Source organism: Dactylosporangium sp. NPDC051541 (genome assembly GCF_044454505.1).
Lineage (GTDB): Bacteria > Actinomycetota > Actinomycetes > Mycobacteriales > Micromonosporaceae > Dactylosporangium.
On record NZ_JBITDU010000001.1, the window covers coordinates 521714 to 539222 of the forward strand.

18 protein-coding genes are annotated in these 17509 nt (G+C 72.8%); 10 read left to right on the plus strand and 8 right to left on the minus strand.

Features of this window, described 5'->3' with window-relative positions; all coding sequences use genetic code 11:
- Positions 1-18: 18 nt before the first annotated feature.
- From ACIA8L_RS02420 to ACIA8L_RS02430, 3 genes are read left to right on the plus strand one after another with little or no spacing between them, the layout of a single operon-like run.
- The gene (locus ACIA8L_RS02420) at positions 19-996 is read left to right on the plus strand and encodes a Gfo/Idh/MocA family protein (protein WP_395899584.1); all 978 of its coding nucleotides are present in this window, start codon (positions 19-21) and stop codon (positions 994-996) included.
- Between the two features lie 49 nt (positions 997-1045).
- Positions 1046-1372 (plus strand): hypothetical protein, encoded by a 327-nt coding sequence (locus ACIA8L_RS02425; RefSeq protein ID WP_395899586.1) that lies wholly within the window; start codon positions 1046-1048, stop codon positions 1370-1372.
- A complete protein-coding gene (locus tag ACIA8L_RS02430; protein WP_395899588.1) occupies positions 1369-3375 on the plus strand; it encodes a M91 family zinc metallopeptidase in 2007 nt (668 codons plus the stop codon). Before ACIA8L_RS02425 ends, ACIA8L_RS02430 begins: the two co-directional genes overlap by 4 nt.
- 6 nt (positions 3376-3381) lie before the next feature.
- Here ACIA8L_RS02430 and ACIA8L_RS02435 read toward each other — a convergent pair whose 3' ends face one another.
- From ACIA8L_RS02435 to ACIA8L_RS02450, 4 genes are all read right to left on the minus strand, one after another.
- Entirely contained in the window at positions 3382-4389 is a 1008-nt protein-coding gene (locus ACIA8L_RS02435) for an anion permease (protein ID WP_395901689.1), read from the minus strand.
- A gap of 2 nt (positions 4390-4391) precedes the next feature.
- Positions 4392-5018, minus strand: a complete 627-nt coding sequence (locus ACIA8L_RS02440) for a DUF47 domain-containing protein (RefSeq protein ID WP_395899590.1) — start codon at positions 5016-5018, stop codon at positions 4392-4394.
- 117 nt (positions 5019-5135) lie between these two features.
- On the minus strand, positions 5136-6104 hold the full coding sequence (locus tag ACIA8L_RS02445) for a hypothetical protein (RefSeq protein WP_395899592.1): 969 nt from the start codon (positions 6102-6104) through the stop codon (positions 5136-5138).
- 39 nt (positions 6105-6143) lie between these two features.
- Positions 6144-6644 carry a DUF402 domain-containing protein gene (locus ACIA8L_RS02450; protein WP_395899594.1) on the minus strand — a complete coding sequence of 167 codons (501 nt, stop codon included), beginning with the start codon at positions 6642-6644 and terminating at the stop codon, positions 6144-6146.
- Here ACIA8L_RS02450 and ACIA8L_RS02455 point away from each other — a divergent pair.
- Positions 6643-8775: an ATP-dependent DNA helicase gene (locus tag ACIA8L_RS02455; protein WP_395899596.1), complete on the plus strand. Its 2133-nt coding sequence runs from the start codon at positions 6643-6645 to the stop codon at positions 8773-8775. The genes ACIA8L_RS02450 and ACIA8L_RS02455 overlap by 2 nt on opposite strands.
- A 7-nt stretch (positions 8776-8782) precedes the next feature.
- Here the strand turns inward: ACIA8L_RS02455 and ACIA8L_RS02460 are convergent, their stop codons facing one another.
- On the minus strand, positions 8783-9130 hold the full coding sequence (locus tag ACIA8L_RS02460; protein WP_395899598.1) for a hypothetical protein: 348 nt from the start codon (positions 9128-9130) through the stop codon (positions 8783-8785).
- A gap of 110 nt (positions 9131-9240) precedes the next feature.
- Between ACIA8L_RS02460 and ACIA8L_RS02465 the strand changes: the two genes are divergently transcribed.
- From ACIA8L_RS02465 to ACIA8L_RS02475, 3 genes are read left to right on the plus strand one after another with little or no spacing between them, the layout of a single operon-like run.
- Positions 9241-10407, plus strand: coding sequence for a sensor histidine kinase (locus tag ACIA8L_RS02465; protein ID WP_395899600.1), 1167 nt, complete (start codon positions 9241-9243; stop codon positions 10405-10407).
- On the plus strand, positions 10404-11039 hold the full coding sequence (locus tag ACIA8L_RS02470) for a response regulator (protein ID WP_395899602.1): 636 nt from the start codon (positions 10404-10406) through the stop codon (positions 11037-11039). The genes ACIA8L_RS02465 and ACIA8L_RS02470 overlap by 4 nt, the downstream gene beginning before the upstream one ends.
- A gap of 11 nt (positions 11040-11050) precedes the next feature.
- On the plus strand, positions 11051-11863 hold the full coding sequence (locus ACIA8L_RS02475) for an EI24 domain-containing protein (RefSeq protein ID WP_395899604.1): 813 nt from the start codon (positions 11051-11053) through the stop codon (positions 11861-11863).
- Here the strand turns inward: ACIA8L_RS02475 and ACIA8L_RS02480 are convergent.
- Positions 11823-12581: a maleylpyruvate isomerase family mycothiol-dependent enzyme gene (locus tag ACIA8L_RS02480; RefSeq protein ID WP_395899606.1), complete on the minus strand. Its 759-nt coding sequence runs from the start codon at positions 12579-12581 to the stop codon at positions 11823-11825. The genes ACIA8L_RS02475 and ACIA8L_RS02480 overlap by 41 nt on opposite strands.
- Positions 12582-12617: 36 nt before the next feature.
- On the opposite strand from ACIA8L_RS02480, the gene ACIA8L_RS02485 reads away from it, so the two are divergent.
- On the plus strand, positions 12618-13652 hold the full coding sequence (locus tag ACIA8L_RS02485) for a UDP-N-acetylmuramate dehydrogenase (RefSeq protein WP_395899608.1): 1035 nt from the start codon (positions 12618-12620) through the stop codon (positions 13650-13652).
- Positions 13653-13781: 129 nt separating this feature from the next.
- Here ACIA8L_RS02485 and ACIA8L_RS02490 read toward each other — a convergent pair whose 3' ends face one another.
- Both ACIA8L_RS02490 and ACIA8L_RS02495 read right to left on the minus strand, forming a co-directional pair.
- A complete protein-coding gene (locus tag ACIA8L_RS02490; protein WP_395899610.1) occupies positions 13782-14528 on the minus strand; it encodes a class I SAM-dependent methyltransferase in 747 nt (248 codons plus the stop codon).
- Positions 14525-15283, minus strand: coding sequence for an SDR family oxidoreductase (locus ACIA8L_RS02495; protein ID WP_395899612.1), 759 nt, complete (start codon positions 15281-15283; stop codon positions 14525-14527). Before ACIA8L_RS02495 ends, ACIA8L_RS02490 begins: the two co-directional genes overlap by 4 nt.
- Before the next feature lie 125 nt (positions 15284-15408).
- Here ACIA8L_RS02495 and mshA point away from each other — a divergent pair, with 125 nt between their 5' ends.
- Complete coding sequence (gene mshA, locus ACIA8L_RS02500; protein WP_395899614.1) at positions 15409-16710, plus strand: D-inositol-3-phosphate glycosyltransferase; 1302 nt, start codon at positions 15409-15411, stop codon at positions 16708-16710.
- The gene (locus ACIA8L_RS02505) at positions 16707-17204 is read left to right on the plus strand and encodes a YbjN domain-containing protein (protein ID WP_395899616.1); all 498 of its coding nucleotides are present in this window, start codon (positions 16707-16709) and stop codon (positions 17202-17204) included. Before mshA ends, ACIA8L_RS02505 begins: the two co-directional genes overlap by 4 nt.
- Positions 17205-17509 lie beyond the last annotated feature (305 nt).

Consider the following 17509-nt stretch of genomic DNA (forward strand, 5'->3'; position numbering starts at 1 on the left):
CCCACCTAAGCTACGGCCATGACTGATCGCATCCGCTGGGGCATCCTGTCGACCGGCTCCATCGCCGCCACGTTCGCCGAGGACCTGAAGCTGCTGCCGGGCGCGGAGCTCGCGGCGGTCGGGTCGCGCACCGCCGAGTCGGCCGAGCGCTTCGCCGCCGCCCACGGTGTGGCCCGGGCCCACGGCTCGTGGGCGGCGCTGGTCGAGGACCCCGACGTCGACGCGATCTACATCGCCACCCCGCACAACGCGCACTACGAGGCCTCGATGCTGGCGCTGCGGGCCGGCAAGGCGGTGCTGTGCGAGAAGCCGCTGACGCTCGCGGTGGCCGAGGCCGAGGAGATGGCGCAGACGGCTCGGTCCGGCGGGGTGTTCCTGATGGAGGCCATGTGGATGCGGTGCATCCCGGCGATCCGCAAGATGGCCGAGCTGGTGCGCGACGGCGCCATCGGTGACCCGGTCGCGGTCCACGCCGACTTCGGCATGCAGGGGCCGTTCCCGGAGGACTCACGGCTGCGGGACCGCAAGCTCGGCGGCGGGGCCCTGTACGACGTGGGGATATACCCCGTCACGTTCGCCCACCTGTTCCTGGGCGCGCCCACCTCGGTGCGGGCCTGGGCCCGGCTGAGCGCCGGGGGCGTCGACGAGAACACCGGCATGCTGTTCGGCTACGACACCGGCGCCGTCGCCGCGCTGACCTGTTCGCTGCTCGGCGACACGGCCCGCACCGGCACCGTCACCGGCACGCTGGGGCGCATCGAGGTCGAGCGGGACTTCTTCCACCCGCACGGCTTCACGCTGTGGCGCGGCGCCGAGGCCGAGGAGTTCGACCTGCCGTACGAGGGGAAGGGCTACCAGTTCGAGGCGGCCGAGGTGCACCGCTGCCTGCGTGAGGGCCGGCTCGACAGCACGATCGTGCCCATGGCGGAGACGCTCGACATCCTCCGGCTGCTGGCCGAAGTGTCCGGACTTATCGGACTTGACTATTCAAGCTGAGGGCTGAACGGGGCGGACGCGGTGTCCCGCCGTCACTACGGTGCGGCGTATGGCGCAGGAACTCCGGGCCGATCCGGACGAGTTGATCGCCCTCGCCGCGGCCGCCCTGACCGCGGCCGCCACCGTCGGGGAGCACTACCGCTCCGGTTTGCGCGAGCTGACCCTGCCCGCCGACGCGTTCGGCGACCCGGCGGGAGCGGCCGCGCTGGCCGAGCTGGCCGCGGCCGTCGGCGCGCAGGCCCAGGCGGCCGTCGCGGCCCACGTCGAGGTGCTCGAGGAGGACGCGGACGCGTTGCTGCAGACCGCGTTCGCCTACCGCGAGGCCGACCGGGCGAGCATGCAGACCGTCGGCAACGCGCGGCGGGTGGCGCTGTGACGCCGCCGCCGGCCGAGGACGCCACCATCACCGTGGACGACCGCTGGGCGCTGGCCGCGCGGCCGGAGCTGCTCGGCCGGGCCGCGGCGGGGTGGCGGGCCGTCGGTGCGGACGTGCGCGCGGGTGCCGACGCGCTCGCCGGAGCCGCGGCGCCGGTCCTCGGCGGGGACTGGGACGGTGCCGCGGCGGACGGGTTCCGGCGGCACTACCGGCAGTACGCCGACAGCCTGGTCGAGCTCGACGCCGCCACCGACGCGACGGCCCTGGCCCTCGACGGTGCGGCCGCGCTGCTGCGGCGGGCCCAGGACCAGCTCGACACCGCGTTCGCGCGGGCGGCGGCCGTACCACAGCGGCGGTTGTCCGGAACGGTCACGTTCGAACCGGCCGATGCCGCTCAGGTGGAGGCGGTGCGCACGGCGGTCGCGGAGGCGGTGGCGATCCGGGCCGACGTGGAGCAGGGGCTGGCCGAGCAGCGCGGACGGCTGAGCGCCGCACTGGATCGCTGGGGTATGCTGGCCCGCACCTGGCGGCCCGCCATCGGCCGGATGTTCCCGGCCTGGACCCCGCCGCCGGCCACCGGCGAACTCGACGCGCGACTGGTCGGCGACCTGTTCGTGGTGCAGGCCGGCGGGGGCGCGAACCGGGTCGAGATCGGGGACGGCTTCGTGGTCGTCGACGGGCAGCGGCTCACCGTCCCGGCCGGCGCGCGGCTCGTGCTGCGCACCGGCGGCGGCGACGATACCGTCCGGGCCGACGGGAGTGACGGCGTGACCGTGCTCGGCGGCGACGGCAACGACCGGCTCACCGGCGGCCGCGGCGACGACGTGCTGATCGCCGGGATGGGCGTGGACACGGTGGCCGGCGGGGCCGGTGCGGACCGGGTCAGCCTCGGCGCGATGGCGCCGGCCGCCAAGACGGTGCCGAAGGACGCGGTCGAGCGGGCCGACCTCGGCGACGGCGACGATCGGCTGTGGGGCGGCTTCGGCGCCGACGATGCCACCGGTGGCTCCGGTGCTGACTTTCTTTTCGGGGGTACTGCCGACGACCGGCTCTCCGGCGGCGACGGCGACGATGTCGTGGCGGGTGGCGGGGGAGGCGATCGCCTGGAGGGCGGGGCCGGGTTCGATCTGCTCGACGGCGGCGACGAGCGGGACTACCTCGACGGCGGCGCCGGCGACGACCGGCTCGAGGGCGGCCGCGGCGACGACACCCTGTATGGCCTCGACGGCTCCGACGTGGTGCGTGGCGGCGAGGGCGACGACTTCGCCGACGGTGGCGCCGGTGGTGACCTGGTGGCCGGGGACGGCGGCGCCGATGTGGTCTCCGGCGGGGCGGGCGATGACCTGGTGGCCGGCGGGGGCGGGGACGATGTGGAGTACAGCGGCCGCGGCCAGGACACGGTGACCGGCGGCGACGGGTCCGACACGCTCTACGGGCAGGGCGACGACGCCGTCACCGGGGTCGAGCGGCTGCGGGCGACCGCGGTCGGCGGGGACCTGACCGGGTTCATCGACGTCGGCGGCGACCCCGCGTATCAGGCGCGCGTCCGCGCCGACCTGGACCTGCTCGCGGCCTCGGCGACCGGGCGGGCGATGCTCGAGGACCTGCGGGCGTCGGGGGTGCGGCTGCACATCGTGCCGACCGCGGACGCCAACGGCTACGCGTCCTACGACGGCGGGGTGCCGACGATCCAGTACAACCCGGCGTACGACGCGCGGCCGCCGATCGTCACGCTGTTCCACGAGTTGGCGCACGTACACGACTACGAGCACGGCAGCGACAACCACGACCCGTACAACCAGTCCAGCGGGCCCGACCGCCAGTACGCGGGCGGCCCGCCGGTGCCGAACAACGAGCGGCAGGCCGTGGGGCTGGCGATCGACGACGACGGCGACCCGGGCACGCCCAACCGCATCGACCCCCGCCACCCGCTGCAGCTCACCGAGAACGGCCTGCGGGCCGAGCTGGGCCTCGCACCCCGCGAGCGGTACGGGTCGCCGTGAACGCGCTCAGAACGCGAAGTGGGCGACCAGGTAGGCCAGCATCGCGATCACGGCGGCGGCCGGGAAGGTCAGCACCCAGGCGATGAGGATGTTGCCGGCGACCTGCCAGCGCACCGCCGACAGGCGCTTGGTGGCGCCAACGCCCATGATCGCCGAGGTGATGCTGTGCGTCGTCGAGATCGGCAGGCCCAGCTGCGAGGTGGTGAACAGCACGCCGGCGGCGACCGTCTCGGCCGCGAAGCCCTGCGCCGGGTCCAGGTCGATGACCTTGCGGCCGAGGGTGCGGATGATGCGCCAGCCGCCCGAGTAGGTGCCCAGGGCCAGGACCGTCGAGCAGGCCAGGAACACCCACTCCGGGATGTCGGTCTTGCTGCTGTGGTAGCCGCCCGTGTAGAGCGCCAGCACGATGATGCCCATCGTCTTGGCCGCGTCCTGCATGCCGTGCCCGACCGCCATCGCCGCCGCCGAGACCGTCTGCGCCCGGCGGAAGCCCTGGCTGCGCGGCGGGCCGTGGCGGAACGCCCACATGATGGCGATCATGAGCAGGCCGCCCAGGACGAACCCGATGAGCGGCGAGGCGACCATCGGCACGACGACCTTCTCGAGGATGCCGGACCAGAGCACCTCGGCGTCGACGCCGAGCCACACGGCGCACAACGACGCCCCGACGAGGCCGCCGAACAGCGAGTGCGAGGACGAGGAGGGCAGGCCGAAGTACCACGTGATGAGGTTCCAGGCGATCGCCCCGAGCACCCCGGAGAACACGATGCCCAGGCCGTTCAGGCCGGTGGGCGGGTCGATGATGCCGCTGCCGACGGTCTTGGCGACGTGGCCGCCGAGGTGGGCGCCGATGAAGTTGCCGAGCGCGGCCATGGTCAGGCCCACCCGCGGGGTGAGCGCGCGGGTGGACACCGAGGTGGCGATGGCGTTGGCGGCGTCGTGGAAGCCGTTGGTGTAGTCGAAGACCAGCGCCACCGTGATGACGGCGAGGACCGCGACGAGCTGCGCGCTGATGGCTACGACTCCTTGACCACAATGGTCTCGACGGTGTTGGCCACGTGCTCGAAGGCGTCGCAGGCGGCCTCGAGCTCGTCGATGACCTCCTTCATCTTGAGCACGGTCAGCGCGTCGTACTCGCCGGAGAACAGGCGCACCAGCGCCATCCGGTAGGCGCTGTCACCGTCGTTCTCCAGGCGGTTGCACTCCACCCAGTAGGGCTCCAGGTCCTTCATGGACTTCAGCCGCGGCATGGCGTCGGCGGTCAGCCGGGACTGCTGGTCGAGCACCTTGACGATCTCGTGGATCTCGCGGGGGAGCGTCGGGAGCTTGGTGAGGCCGTAGAGGTACAGCAGGCTGCCCACCGCCTCCAGGTGGTCCATCACGTCGTCCAGGAGCGACCCGAGGCGGTAGATGTCCTCGCGGTCGAAGGGCGTGATGAAGCTGGAGTTGATCTTCTTGTAGAGCTCGTGCGTGATCGCGTCGCTGTCGTGCTCGACCTCGACCAACCGCTCGCTCACCGACTGCACGTCGGCGCCCGGGACGGCCAGCTCGGAGAGCAGGTCGGTGCCCTTGACGAGATTCTGCGCCGCGCGGCTGAAGAGCTCGTAGAACGAATCGTCACTCGGACGCAGCCTGAACCGCACAGTCGACCCCGATACCTCAACGAAGAAGCGCCGAAACACCTAAAGCGTGAATGTTAAGGCCCTCGACACTGAGACGTCGCCGTGAGATCCCTCGCACGCTGCGCGTTCATTCTACGTTTACCTTGAATTCGTTTCCGGCGTCGGCGCGTATCGGACCGATGCCGCACGGTGTTTGTAGGTCCGGGGCACGGGCCGGCGCAGGAAACGGCCGAGAGCGCCGCGATTCCGGCCGGCGATGACGTCGACCTCGGCGGCCCGCAGCTCCCGCCAGAATGCGTTGCGGACCCGGCGGGGTGTTTCGGGTACATCCGCGAAACGAACACGCCGGCCGTCGGCGTGCGCGGCCCGCACGAGGGAGCGCAGAATGTGCCGGGCCTCGGCCGGGAACTCCGGCCACTCCTCGTGGGCGTCGAATCCGAGCCGCTCCGCGAGCGGCTCGGTCACCAGCGGTGCGACGCCGACCGGCAGGCCGCCGGGCTCGAGGTCGCTGAAGCGCCCCTCCAGGAACGCGTAGCGCTCGTAGGCCCCGAGCAGGTCGGCGCGCGACCAGTGCGGGCCGGTGAGCACGACGGTGATCGCGCCGGGGATGACCCGCCCGCCGAGGAACTGGGTGAAGATCCGCGCGTGCGGCCGCAGGAGCCGGTCGAGGGTCTCGTACTCCTGCCCGGTGGCCTGGGCGATCCCGGTCTCCGGGTCCGGCTCCGGCTCGGCCCGGACCATGAGCAGGAACGGCTCGGCCCGCCGGGCGTGCACGCGCCCGAGCGGGTTGGTGGCGACCCGGGTGGCCAGGGGCGTGAGCACGGCCTGGTCGAAGGTGGGCGCGGGCTCGCCCGGCGGCATGGCGCAGGTCAGCCGCAGCGTCGGAGCGGTCGTGTCGGCGTCGACCCGCACGCCGACCTCGACCCCGGCGAAGCCCGCGCGGGCGGCCGCGGCGGCCGGGTCGACGGGGCCGTCCAGCGCGACGAAGAGCCCGTTGGCGAGGTACGGCCGGCCGCGGCGGAGCCGGGAGGCGGCGACGGCGCCGATCGCGCCGCAGGCGGCCAGTCCGGCCAGGCCGGCGGCAACGGTCGCCAGGGCATTGTCCATACCAAAATGGTACTTAATGCACAATTCGTGCGAGGCGTTTTAGCTGACGAGTCTCAGCCACTCGTGGTACGCCGACCCGAACGGCTCCACCCGCTGCTCCACCGCGCCCATCAGCCAGTCGGCGCTGGACTGGGCGGCCAGCACCACGTCGGCCGGGTAGGAGTAGCGGACCTGGTGAGCCGCGAACTCGTCCTCGTCCAGCAGCTCCACCGGGCCGTCGCGGCGGCGCCGGACGTCCAGGTCCAGGTCGATCGCGGTCACCTCGGTCGCCGACGGCCAGTGGGCGACCGTCGTGATGTCGCAGTAGATCTCGGTGCGGTGGGGTGCCGCGTTGAAGCACGCCGTCCACCACGCCTGGCGCGGGAAGAGCAGCACGTGGGGTGACTCCGGGCCACCCTTCAGGGTGGTTCCCTTGAAGACTCGCGTGCTCCGGCCGGCGCCGACCCAGATGCCGTGCTCGTCCTCGCCCAGCCGGTCGGTCTCGTAGTTCCAGTGCAGCGAGCCGTCGTACTTGCGGTAGACGACCCTGACGCGTTCCATGACGCCACGGTACCGAGAGCGGGTTCTCGGGACGGATTTGTCGTACCCGAGGAGTAGCCTCCTGCCCGTGACAGCCTCCCCCCACACTCGACGCGCTCGCCCCGAAGTGCTTGATCTGCTGGCGGCCGCCGTGGGAGCGGTGCCCGACGGCGCGGAGCGGCCCGGGCAGCAGAGCATGGCCAAGGCGATCACGGCCGCGGTGGAGCAGGAGGAGCACCTGCTCGTGCAGGCGGGCACCGGCACGGGCAAGTCGCTGGCCTATCTCGTCCCGTCGCTGCTCGTCGACGGGCCCGTCGTGATCTCCACCGCCACGCTGGCGCTGCAGTCGCAGCTCGTCGACCACGACCTCCCGCGGCTGGCCGACGCCGTCGAGCCGGTCCTGGGCAAGCGGCCGACCTTCGCCGTGCTCAAAGGCCGCCACCACTACCTGTGCCTGGCCCGGCTGGAGGGCACCTCGGCCGACGAGCCCGACGACGGCCTGTTCGACCTGGGTGAGGCGAAGCCCACGAAGTGGCTCGGCGAGGCCGGCCGGCTCGGCAAGCACGTCGAGCGGCTGCGCGAGTGGGCCCAGGAGACCGAGACCGGCGACCGCGACGAGCTCGACCCGGGCGTGGATGACTCGGCCTGGAAGCTCGTCTCCATGCCGGCCCGCGAGTGCGTCGGCGCCCAGCGGTGCCCCTACGGTGCCGAGTGCTTCGCCGAGGCCAGCCGCACCCGGGCCCGCGAGGCCGACATCGTCGTGACCAACCACAGCCTGCTCGCCGTCGACATGCTCACCGGCCGGCAGATCATCCCTCCGCACGAGCTGCTGGTCGTCGACGAGGCCCACGAGCTGGCCGACCGGGTCAGCTCCGCCTCCCAGGCCGAGCTGACCCCGGAGACCCTGGAACGGGCCGCCCGGCGGTGCCGCGCCTATGTCGACGACGACGTGGCCGACCGGCTCATGGAGGCCGGCGACCTGCTCACCGTGGCCCTGGCCGAGGTGCCGGCGGGCCGGATCGTGGGCGAGCTGCCGACGGTCCTCGCCGAGGCCCTCACCCTCCTCGACGCCGGCGGCCGCAAGGCGGTCGAGGCCATCGGCGAGGTCCGCGCCGACGACGCCGACCCGGTGCGCAAGACCCAGGCCCGCACGATCCTCGGCGACCTGGTGAAGACCGCCCAACGGATGGTGGCCAACGCCGAGCACGACGTCATCTGGATCGAGCGCGACGAGCGCGGCCGCCGCGCCGTCGTCATCGCGCCGCTCTCGGTCGCGGGGACGCTGAGCTCCCACCTGTTCAGCGACCGCACCGTCGTGGCCACGTCGGCCACCCTCGCCCTCGGCGGCCAGTTCGAGACCGTGGCCCGCTCCCTGGGCCTGCCGGTCAACGCCGACCGCCCGCCGTCCGCCCGCACCCCGGCCGAGCAGGCCCGCGAGACCGTCGTGCGGGCCGACGAGGCCCGCGACACGGCCGGCCTGGCCTGGAGCTCGCTCGACGTCGGCTCGCCGTTCGACTACGCGAAACAGGGCATCCTCTACGTCGCCGCCCACCTGCCGCGGCCCGCGTCGTCCGGGCTGACCGAGCCCGCCGCCAACGAGATGGTGGAGCTGGTGCAGGCCCTCGGCGGCCGCACCCTCGGGCTGTTCTCCTCGCGCAAGGCGGCCGAGCGGGCGGCCGAGGTCCTGCGCCTGCGCACGCCCGGCATCACCATCCTCGTCCAGGGCGAGGAGGCGCTGCCGATCCTGGTCCGCAAGTTCCGCCAGGACCGCAACAGCTGCCTGCTCGGCGTCATGTCGCTGTGGCAGGGCGTCGACGTCCCCGGCGACGCCTGCCAGCTGGTCATCATCGACCGCCTCCCGTTCCCCCGCCCCGACGAGCCCCTGTCCGCGGCCCGCTCCGACGCCGTGCAGACCGCCGGCGGCTCCGGCTTCGCCGCCGTGAGCGTCCCGATCGCCGCCGTCCGCCTGGCTCAGGGCGTCGGCCGGCTGATCCGCTCCCGCGGCGACAAGGGCGTGGTCGCGGTCCTGGACTCGCGCCTGGAGCACGCCACCAGCTACGGCCCGTTCCTGCGCAAGTCCCTCCCCCCGTTCTGGTACACCACCAAGCCCGAGGTGGTCCGCGGCGCCCTCCGCCGCCTGGCCGAGTCCTGACCCGGCGTCACCGGGCTGCGGGCTCGGTCTTGCGGGGGAGGGTCAGCACGACGCCGAGGAGGAGCAGGCCGCACAGGAACTGTTCGACGCGCATCCAGGCCGGGAACAGGCCCGGGATCGAGACGACCACCGCGATCGCCACGCACATGACGATGGCGATGACGCGCAGGCGGCGGGTGTCGCCTCGCAGCGCCAGGATGTTGCAGACGGCGGCGCTGGCCACGACGATCGTGCCGCGGACCCACACGGCGTCGGTGACCAGCGCCGGGTGGTGGCGCAGGGCGTAGGCGAACAGCAGGGCGGCCAGGCTCAGGGCCAGGTAACCGGCGGCGAACAGGCGGGGGGTTCGGGTCATGGGGTCAGCCTGGCGAACCGGGTCGCTCAACCGCATCGGCGCCGGGGTAGAGCGGCGATCTCTAACCTCGGGTGGATGCCGGGCCGGCGGTGGGCCGGTTGAATGAGGGGATGAGCTCCGAGGCGCTGGCCACCCTGGACACGGCCCGGGCCCGGCGGGCGGCGGTCGTTCGCTGGCTGCAGCCCCTGGCCCCGCTCGTCATGGCCGTCGTGGTCTGGTCGGCCTGCACGTCGCGGCCGCGGCCGGCGCTGGCCGCGGACGGGCTCCCGGTGCTGGTCGCGCTGGGGGTGTTCGTCGTAGCGGGGGTCGGGGCCGTGGTGACGACGACCGGCAATGCCAAGGCGCACCTGGCGTTCGTCGGAGTGCTGCTCGCCGCTTCGGCCGGGCTGACCTGGCTGCAGCCGGACGGGGCGGCGGTCGCCGGGATCTTCGTCGGCATCTCGTTCCTGGCGCCGCTGCTGCGCGGGCACGTGTCGATACCCATCGCGGTCGTCGCGCTGATCCTGCTCGCCGTCGCCGTGGCCTCCGCGCACAACGGGAGTTCGCTCGTCGACTCGCTGCTCGACGCGCTCATGGTCGGGGCGTTCTACGGCATGCTGGTCTTCGCGCTGCGGCTGGCCGAGGCCAACCAGGAGGCCGAACAGCTCGTCGAGGAGCTCGCGCGGGGGCGGGCGGCGCAGGCCGAGGCGGCGCGGCTCTCGGAGCGGCAGCGGCTGGCCCGGGAGATGCACGACGTGCTCGCGCACTCGCTGACCGGGCTGATGCTGCAGCTGGAAGGGGCGCGGATGCTGGCCGTGCGGACGCCCGACGACCCCCGGCTCCCGGCCGCCCTCGAACGGGCCCAGCAGCTCGGGCGGGCCGGGCTCGACGAGGCCCGGCGGGCGATCGGGCTGCTGCGCGACGACGAGCTGCCGGACCTGGCCGAGCTGACGCGGTCGTTCGCGCACGACCACGGGGTCCGGTGCGACTTCACCGTCGACGGCGACGCGCGGGAGCTGGAGTCGCCGGCCCGGATGGCGGTCTACCGGGTGGCCCAGGAGGCCCTGACCAACGCGGCCAAGCACGCCGAACCGTCGCTGGTCACCGTCCGGCTCGAGTACGAGCCGGCCAGGGTGCGGCTGACCGTCGAGGACTTCGGGGTGCGGGCGGCGGTGGTGAGCGCGGGCGCCGGCTACGGGCTCACCGGGATGCGGGAGCGGGCCGAGCTCCTGGGCGGCGTGCTGGAGACGACGCCGACGGACAAGGGGTTCCGGGTCGTGCTGGAAGTGCCGGCGTGACCATCCGGGTCCTGCTCGCCGACGACCAGCGGGTCGTGCGGGAGGGGCTGGCGCTCGTGCTCGGGCTGCTGCCGGACGTCGAGGTCGTCGGGGCGGCCGCGGACGGGGGCGAGGCGGTCGAGCTGGCGGTCCGCCTCCGGCCCGACATCGTGCTGATGGACCTGCGGATGCCGCGGGTCGACGGGGTCGAGGCGACCCGGCGCCTCAAGCAGCGGGCGCCCGAGGTCCGGGTCGTGGTGCTGACCACCTACTCCGATGACCGGTCGGTGCTGGAGGCGCTGCGGGCCGGTGCGCGGGGGTACCTCACGAAAGAGGCCGGCGGCGAGGAGATCCTGGCGGCCATGGAGCGGGTGCGGCGGGACGGGGCCGCGCTGGACCCGGCGGTGCAGCACCACGTCCTCAACGCGCTGCACGAGCCGCCGCCGCGCGACAACGACGGCCTCACCCCGCGCGAGGTCGAGGTCCTGGCGCTGATCGCCGGCGGGCTGAGCAACGGGGAGATCGCGGCCCGGCTGCACATCAGCGAGGGCACCGTGAAGAGCCACGTCAATCACCTCCTGGCCAAGATCGGTGGCCGGGACCGGGCCCAGGCTGTCGCATATGCGTACAAGAACAAGATCGTGCCGGGGTAGGCTGCCAAGCCGTGAGTCAGCTGAAGTCGACGGGTTCCGAGTTCTTCGCCGGGGTGCGGCTGCTGGGCAAGGGGTTCGCGCGCTACGGGCGCAACCCGAAGCTGCTGCTGCTCGGCGCGATCCCGGCCGCGATCAGTTTCGCCCTGTTCGCGACCGCGTGGGTCTTCCTGATCATCTACATCGACGACCTGGCGAACGCGGCGACGTGGTTCGCCGACGACTGGTCGAGCTTCTGGCGCGGGCTGATCGAGGTCGGCGCGGGGGCCGCCATCCTCATCGTCGCCGTCCTGCTCTCGGTGCTCACCTTCACCGCGCTCACGCTGCTCATCGGTGACCCGTTCTACGAGACCATTTCGGAAAAAATCGAAGACAGTCTCGGGGGTACTCCCGGTGCCGTCGATCGCCCCTGGTATCGCACGCTGTGGCCAAGCCTGGCCGACTCGCTCCGCCTGGTCGCGTTCGGCGTGGTGCTGGCGATCCCGCTGTTCCTGATGGGCTTCATCCCGGTCGTCGGGCAGACCGTCGTGCCGGTCCTCAACGCGCTCGTCGGCGGCTGGCTGATCGCGCTGGAGCTCACCGGCGTCCCGTTCACCCGGCGGGGGATGCGCCTGGCCGACCGCCGCAAGATCCTGCGGGCCAACCGGGCGCTGACGCTCGGCTTCGGCATCCCGGTCTTCCTGCTGCTGCTGATCCCGGTCGTGGCGATCATCGTCATCCCCGCGGCGGTGACCGGCGCGACGCTGCTCACCCGCCGCACGCTCGGGCTGAACATCGAGAACGGCGTCAGGCCAGCAGGCCCCGCAACAGCGTCGCATCCCCGCTGACCAGCAGCGTGTCGAACGGCACCCGGCCCCACAACGCCAGGGCCAGGTCGCTGGCGCTGCCGCTGGCCGTGGCCCGCTCGTGGTGCTCGTCCGAGTCGAGCAGCGTGTCGGTGTCGAGCAGGGCGATGCCGGCCCCGCGCAGCCGGACGTACCACACCTGATCGGTGTCGGTGGCGTGCAGCGCGATCATCCCGGCCCGGTCGGCCGGCCCGCTGCGGCGCCCGGACGGGATCCAGGTGTCGAGCACCTCGGTGACGTTGTCGCTGGCCAGCCGGGCCTCGATCGGCTCGGCGAGGCCACCGGCCATCTGCGCGTCCCAGCGGTGGATCGTCGTCTCGTGGGCCATCCGCCGGTGCCAGAACGAGGCCTTCTTCGCCTGGGGCGCGAAGTTGTAGGCCGGCAGCTCCGGGTCGACGGCGTCGAGCGTCGCCACCAGCTCGGTGAAGGCGTCGGTCCAGGCGGTCACCGCGTCGACCCCTTCGGGCAGCGGGTCGGTGGCGCGGTCCGCCGGCTTGTCGAGGACGCCGCGCGCGACGTGTCCGGTGACGAACGAGTAGACCTGGCTCACATGCCACGCGAGGTCGGCCAGGCTCCAGCCCGGACAGCTCGGCACGGGCGCGTCGAGCGGCGTGCCGTTGCTCAGCGCGGTGCGGAAGGCGTCGCCTTCGGTGCGCAGGGCGGTCAGCCAGAGGTCCTTGGTGAGCTGAGGCTTGCTCATAGCGAACTAGATTAGGGCACCGCTTACTCTGGTGCGGTGCCCGAACCCCGCACGCTCGCCGCGTTCACGACTTTGCGCCTCGGTGGCCCGGCCGGCCGCCTGATCGAGGTGACCACGGAGGAGCAGGCCCTCGAGGCCCTGCGGACCGGTGGTGATCAGCTGATCCTGGCCGGTGGGAGCAACGTCGTGGTGGCCGACGCGGGCTACCCGGGCACCGTCGTGCTGCTGCGGACCCGCGGCATCCACACGGACGTGCGCGACGGCGTGGTCAGCCTGACGGTCGCCGCCGGGCACCCGTGGGACGAGGTGGTCGCGGCGGCGGTCTCGCGGGGCTGGTCCGGTGTCGAGTCGCTGTCGGGCATCCCGGGCTCGGCCGGGGCGACGCCGATCCAGAACGTCGGCGCCTACGGCCAGGAGGTCGCCGAGACCATCAGCGAGGTGCGGGTCTTCGACCGGGACCGGGACGAGATCGTGACGCTTCCGGCGGCCGAGTGCGGTTTCGCGTACCGCACGAGCGTCTTCAAACACAACGCGCGCTTCGTGGTGCTGGCGGTGACGTTCCGGCTGCGGGTCTCGGACCGCTCGACCCCGGTCGCCTACGCCGAGCTGGCCCGGACCCTCGGCGTCGAGCCGGGCGCCACGGCCCCGCTCGAGGAGGTCCGCTCGGCGGTGCTGAAGCTGCGGGCCGGGAAAGGCATGGTCCTCGACCCGGCCGATCCGGACACGTGGTCGGTGGGCTCCTTCTTCACCAACCCGGTCGTCCCGGCGGCGGACTTCGAGCGGGTCCGCGCCCTGGCCGCCGAGTTCGGCACCCCGCCGTCGTGGCCCGCCGGCGACTCGGTGAAGCTCAGCGCGGCCTGGCTGATCGAGCGGGCCGGGTTCGCCAAGGGCCACGGCGACCTGACCCGCGGGGTGTCCCTGTCCGGCAAGCACACGTTGGCGCTGACCAACCGCGGGAGCGGTACCACCGAAGCGCTCTTGGATTTGGCTCGTGCCATCCGCACCGGGGTCGAGGGCCGCTTCGGGGTGACGCTGCACCCGGAGCCGGTGCTCGTGAACTGCGCGATTTAGGTCTGCTCACAACCGGGCTACCGGGCTGTGTGCGCAGCGCCTGGGGCGGACCGGCCTGCGGAGCGTCGCTGGACCGGCCTGGGCAAGGGATCTGGGCCCGCCGCAGCCCTGCCGCAGTTGTGAACAGGCCTAAGGCGCGACGGCCGAGTAGGGGACCGTCACCTCGCCGAGACGCCAGCGGGCGGGACGGTCGAGCACCGGCCAGCCCGCGGATCGGGCCGCCTCCACCGCCGCCCGCCAGCGTTGCCGCGGGCCGAACACCGACAGCGGGGCGCCCGCCCGCCAGCCCGCGTCGAGGTCGGCCAGGAGGGCGTGGATGCGCTCGCCGGGGACGTTGTGGTGGATGAGGGCCTTCGGCAGGCGCTCGGCCAGGGTGCCGGGCGTGTCCAGGGTGGCCAGGCGGCTGGCGAGGGTGAGCGTGCGCGGGCCGGCCGGGGCGACCAGCACCCAGGCGGCCAGCCGGCCGAGCTCGTCGCAGGTGCCCTCGACCAGCAGCGCGCCGGTCGCCGTCATCGCGCTCCACGCGGCCGGGACATCCTGCTCGCCGTACTGCCGCAGCACGTTGAACGCCCGCACCAGGGTCGGGCGCAGGCCGGCCAGCTCGAAGCCGCCCAGGCGGAAGCGCAGGCCCGCGGTCTCGTAGGGCCGGGCGGCGGCCACCCGGGCCGGGTCGATCTCCAGGCCGGCGACCGGGACGCCGAGCCGCGCGTGCAGCTCGATCGCGGTGATCGGCGAGGCGCCGTAGCCGAGGTCGACCACGAGCGGGTCCGGCGCCCGGCGGAGCACCCCGCCGAGCGTCGCGGCAATCCAGTTGTCGACCCGGCGCAGGCGGTTGGGGTTCGTCGTCCCGCGCGTGATCGACCCGACCGGCCTCACTCGAGGACTCGGTGGACCTTGTGCTGGGCGGCCTGGGCGAGGGGGCGCACGACGAGCCGGTCGATGTTGACGTGGTGCGGGCGGGTCGCGGTCCAGGCGATGCAGTCGGCGATGTCGTCGGCGACGAGGGGCTCGGCGACCCCGGCGTAGACGGCGGCGGCCTTCTGCGCGTCGCCCTCGAACCGCTTGAGCGCGAACTCGTCGGTCCTGACCATGCCGGGGTCGATCTCCACGACCCGGATCGGGCGGCCGCTGAGCTCCAGGCGCAGGGTCTCGGCGACGGCGGTCTGGGCGTGCTTGGCCGCCGTGTACCCGCCGCCGCCCTCGTAGACGACCAGCCCGGCGGTCGAGCTCAGCACCACGACCGTGGCCCGGCCGGAGCGCTCGAGCAGGGGCAGCAGGGCCTTGGTGACGCGGACGGTGCCGAGCACGTTGACGTCGAACATCCACTGCCAGTCGGACAGATCGGCGTTCTCGACCGTCTCCGCGCCGATCGCCCCGCCCGCGTTGTTGACCAGCAGCTCCACCGAACCGTCGATGTTCCCGACGAACTCCGCGAGCGCGGCAACGGACGAATCGGACGTCACGTCCCCGACGAACAACGACGCCGTCTTCAGTGCGCTGACCAGCTCGTCAAGCTTTTCTTTCCGCCGGGCGACGGCTACGACGTGGAAGCCCTCCGCGTCGAGACGACGGGCGGTGGCCGCACCGATGCCGCTGGACGCGCCGGTGACGACGGCGATACGAGTAGACATGTGGCCATCCTGCACGAAGTTGCCTGTGGCGCAGTGACCAACGCAACGGTGGGTTCATGGCCCGGTGCGAGGGAACATGGACGGTTGGGAAGATGTAACCCGTTGGCAACAGACAGGAGTACGACGTGGCGCGGGTCGATTCGCTGCACGGCCATACCCCGCAGTCCCGCCGTACCCTGCCGAGGCGGGTGGCGACGCTCTCGGTACACACCTCGCCACTGGAGCAACCGGGCACCGGCGACGCCGGCGGGATGAACGTGTACATCGTGGAAGTTGCCGAGCGGCTCGCCCGGGCCGGCGTCGAGGTGGAGATCTTCACCCGGGCCACCAACAGCGAGCTGCCGCCGACCGTCGAGATGGCCCCCGGCGTGCTCGTCCGGCACATCATCGCCGGCCCGTTCGAGGGCCTGGCCAAGGAGGACCTGCCGGCCCAGCTGTGCGCGTTCACCGGCGGCGTGCTGCGCGCCGAGGCGGCCCGGCCCTACGGCTGGTATGACCTGGTGCACTCCCACTACTGGCTGTCCGGGCAGGTCGGCTGGCTGGCCAAGGACCGCTGGGGGGTGCCGCTGGTGCACACCGCGCACACCCTGGCCAAGGTCAAGAACCAGCTGCTGGCCGACGGCGACAAGCCCGAGCCGATTGCCCGCGTCATCGGCGAGGAGCAGGTCGTGGCCGCGGCCGACGGCCTGGTCGCCAACACCCCGGCCGAGGCGGCCGACCTCATCGACCTCTACGGCGCCGACCCGCGCAAGGTGTGCGTGGTGCCGCCGGGCGTGGACCTGGACCGGTTCGTGCCCCGGCCGCACCGCAAGCTCGCCACCCGGGCCCGTTTCGGCCTGCCCGCGGACGCGCACGTGGTCGCCTTCGCCGGTCGGATCCAGCCGCTCAAGGCCCCGGACGTCCTGCTGCGCGCGGCCGCCGAGCTGCGCGCCACCGACCCGAAGCTGCTGGTCGTCATCTGCGGCGGCCCCAGCGGCTCCGGCCTGGATCGGCCAACGGCGCTCATGGAGCTCGCGGCGGATCTCGGGATCGCCGACATCGTCCGGTTCCTGCCGCCGCAGCCGCGCGACGCCCTGGCCGACCTGTTCCGGGCCGTCGACGTCGTCGCGGTGCCCAGCTTCAACGAGTCGTTCGGGCTGGTGGCGATCGAGGCGCAGGCGTGCGGTACCCCCGTCGTCGCCGCGGCCGTCGGTGGCCTGGTGACCGCGGTCCGCGACGGTGTCTCCGGAGTGCTCGTCGACACGCACAAGCCGGCCGACTGGGCGGCCGTGCTCGGGCCGCTGCTGGCCGAGCCGGCCCGGCGGGCGGCGATGTCGCTCGGCGCGGTCCGCCACGCGCGCGAGTTCTCGTGGGCGCACACGGCCAGTGGGCTGCTGGCCGCATACCGTGACGCGCTGGAGTTCCATCGGGAGGTTGTGGCCGCGTGAGTTTGACCATTGAGATTTCCGCACTGATCGAGCAGGTCGCCGCCGAGCGCGAGATCCCCTGGGAGAAGACCGGCGACAACGCGTACGTCGTGACGCTGCCCGGCACCCACAAGCAGAAGACCAACTGCAACCTGATCATCGGCGAGCACGCGCTGCGGGTCGAGGCGTTCGTCATGCGCCACCCCGACGAGAACCGGGAGGCGCTGTGGGAGTGGCTCCTGCAGCGCAACGCCCGCATGTACGGGGTCGCCTTCAGCGTCGACCAGGCCGGCGACGTCTACCTCATGGGCAAGCTGCCGCTGCACGCCATCACCGAGGCCGAGCTCGACCGGCTGCTCGGGGCCGTGCTGACCTACGCCGACGAGAGCTTCGACCCGATGCTGGAGATCGGCTTCGGCTCCGCGATCCGCCGCGAATGGGAGTGGCGGGTGAAGCGCGGCGAGCCGCTCGACAACCTCCGCGCCTTCACGGACTTCGTCAATCGACCCGCGTAGCGCGGAGCCGGCCCGGCGGGGCGCGCCGGCTCCAGCATTTTGATTGTTTTCAATTATTTCAAGCATGTGAGCGAGCCGACAGCCCATTCATCTTGGCGCAAGAAACGCGGGCCGCGTAACGTCGGTGACGGATCCGGCGATTCCTGAAGTTGGGGAGCGGCGGGGGTGTTCCGGGCCGCAAGGCCCACTCGCGGTGACATGTCCGGGCGGGGCGTGTCATCGCAAACCGGCGGCACATAGCGGGTGCAGTGGACTGGGGGTGCACGCACCCGCTGCCGCCGGTACGAGCCTGGTTTCGCGGCTCG

What these genes read in the sequence shown, in the direction of transcription:
- ACIA8L_RS02420 (WP_395899584.1), top strand. Translation starts at nt 19, where the DNA reads ATGACTGATCGCATCCGCTGGGGCATCCTGTCGACCGGCTCCATCGCC.
- ACIA8L_RS02425 (WP_395899586.1), top strand. Translation starts at nt 1,046, where the DNA reads ATGGCGCAGGAACTCCGGGCCGATCCGGACGAGTTGATCGCCCTCGCC.
- ACIA8L_RS02445 (WP_395899592.1), bottom strand. Translation starts at nt 6,104, where the DNA reads ATGGACAATGCCCTGGCGACCGTTGCCGCCGGCCTGGCCGGACTGGCC.
- ACIA8L_RS02455 (WP_395899596.1), top strand. Translation starts at nt 6,643, where the DNA reads ATGACGCCACGGTACCGAGAGCGGGTTCTCGGGACGGATTTGTCGTAC.
- ACIA8L_RS02450 (WP_395899594.1), bottom strand. Translation starts at nt 6,644, where the DNA reads ATGGAACGCGTCAGGGTCGTCTACCGCAAGTACGACGGCTCGCTGCAC.
- ACIA8L_RS02460 (WP_395899598.1), bottom strand. Translation starts at nt 9,130, where the DNA reads ATGACCCGAACCCCCCGCCTGTTCGCCGCCGGTTACCTGGCCCTGAGC.
- ACIA8L_RS02465 (WP_395899600.1), top strand. Translation starts at nt 9,241, where the DNA reads ATGAGCTCCGAGGCGCTGGCCACCCTGGACACGGCCCGGGCCCGGCGG.
- ACIA8L_RS02480 (WP_395899606.1), bottom strand. Translation starts at nt 12,581, where the DNA reads ATGAGCAAGCCTCAGCTCACCAAGGACCTCTGGCTGACCGCCCTGCGC.
- ACIA8L_RS02495 (WP_395899612.1), bottom strand. Translation starts at nt 15,283, where the DNA reads ATGTCTACTCGTATCGCCGTCGTCACCGGCGCGTCCAGCGGCATCGGT.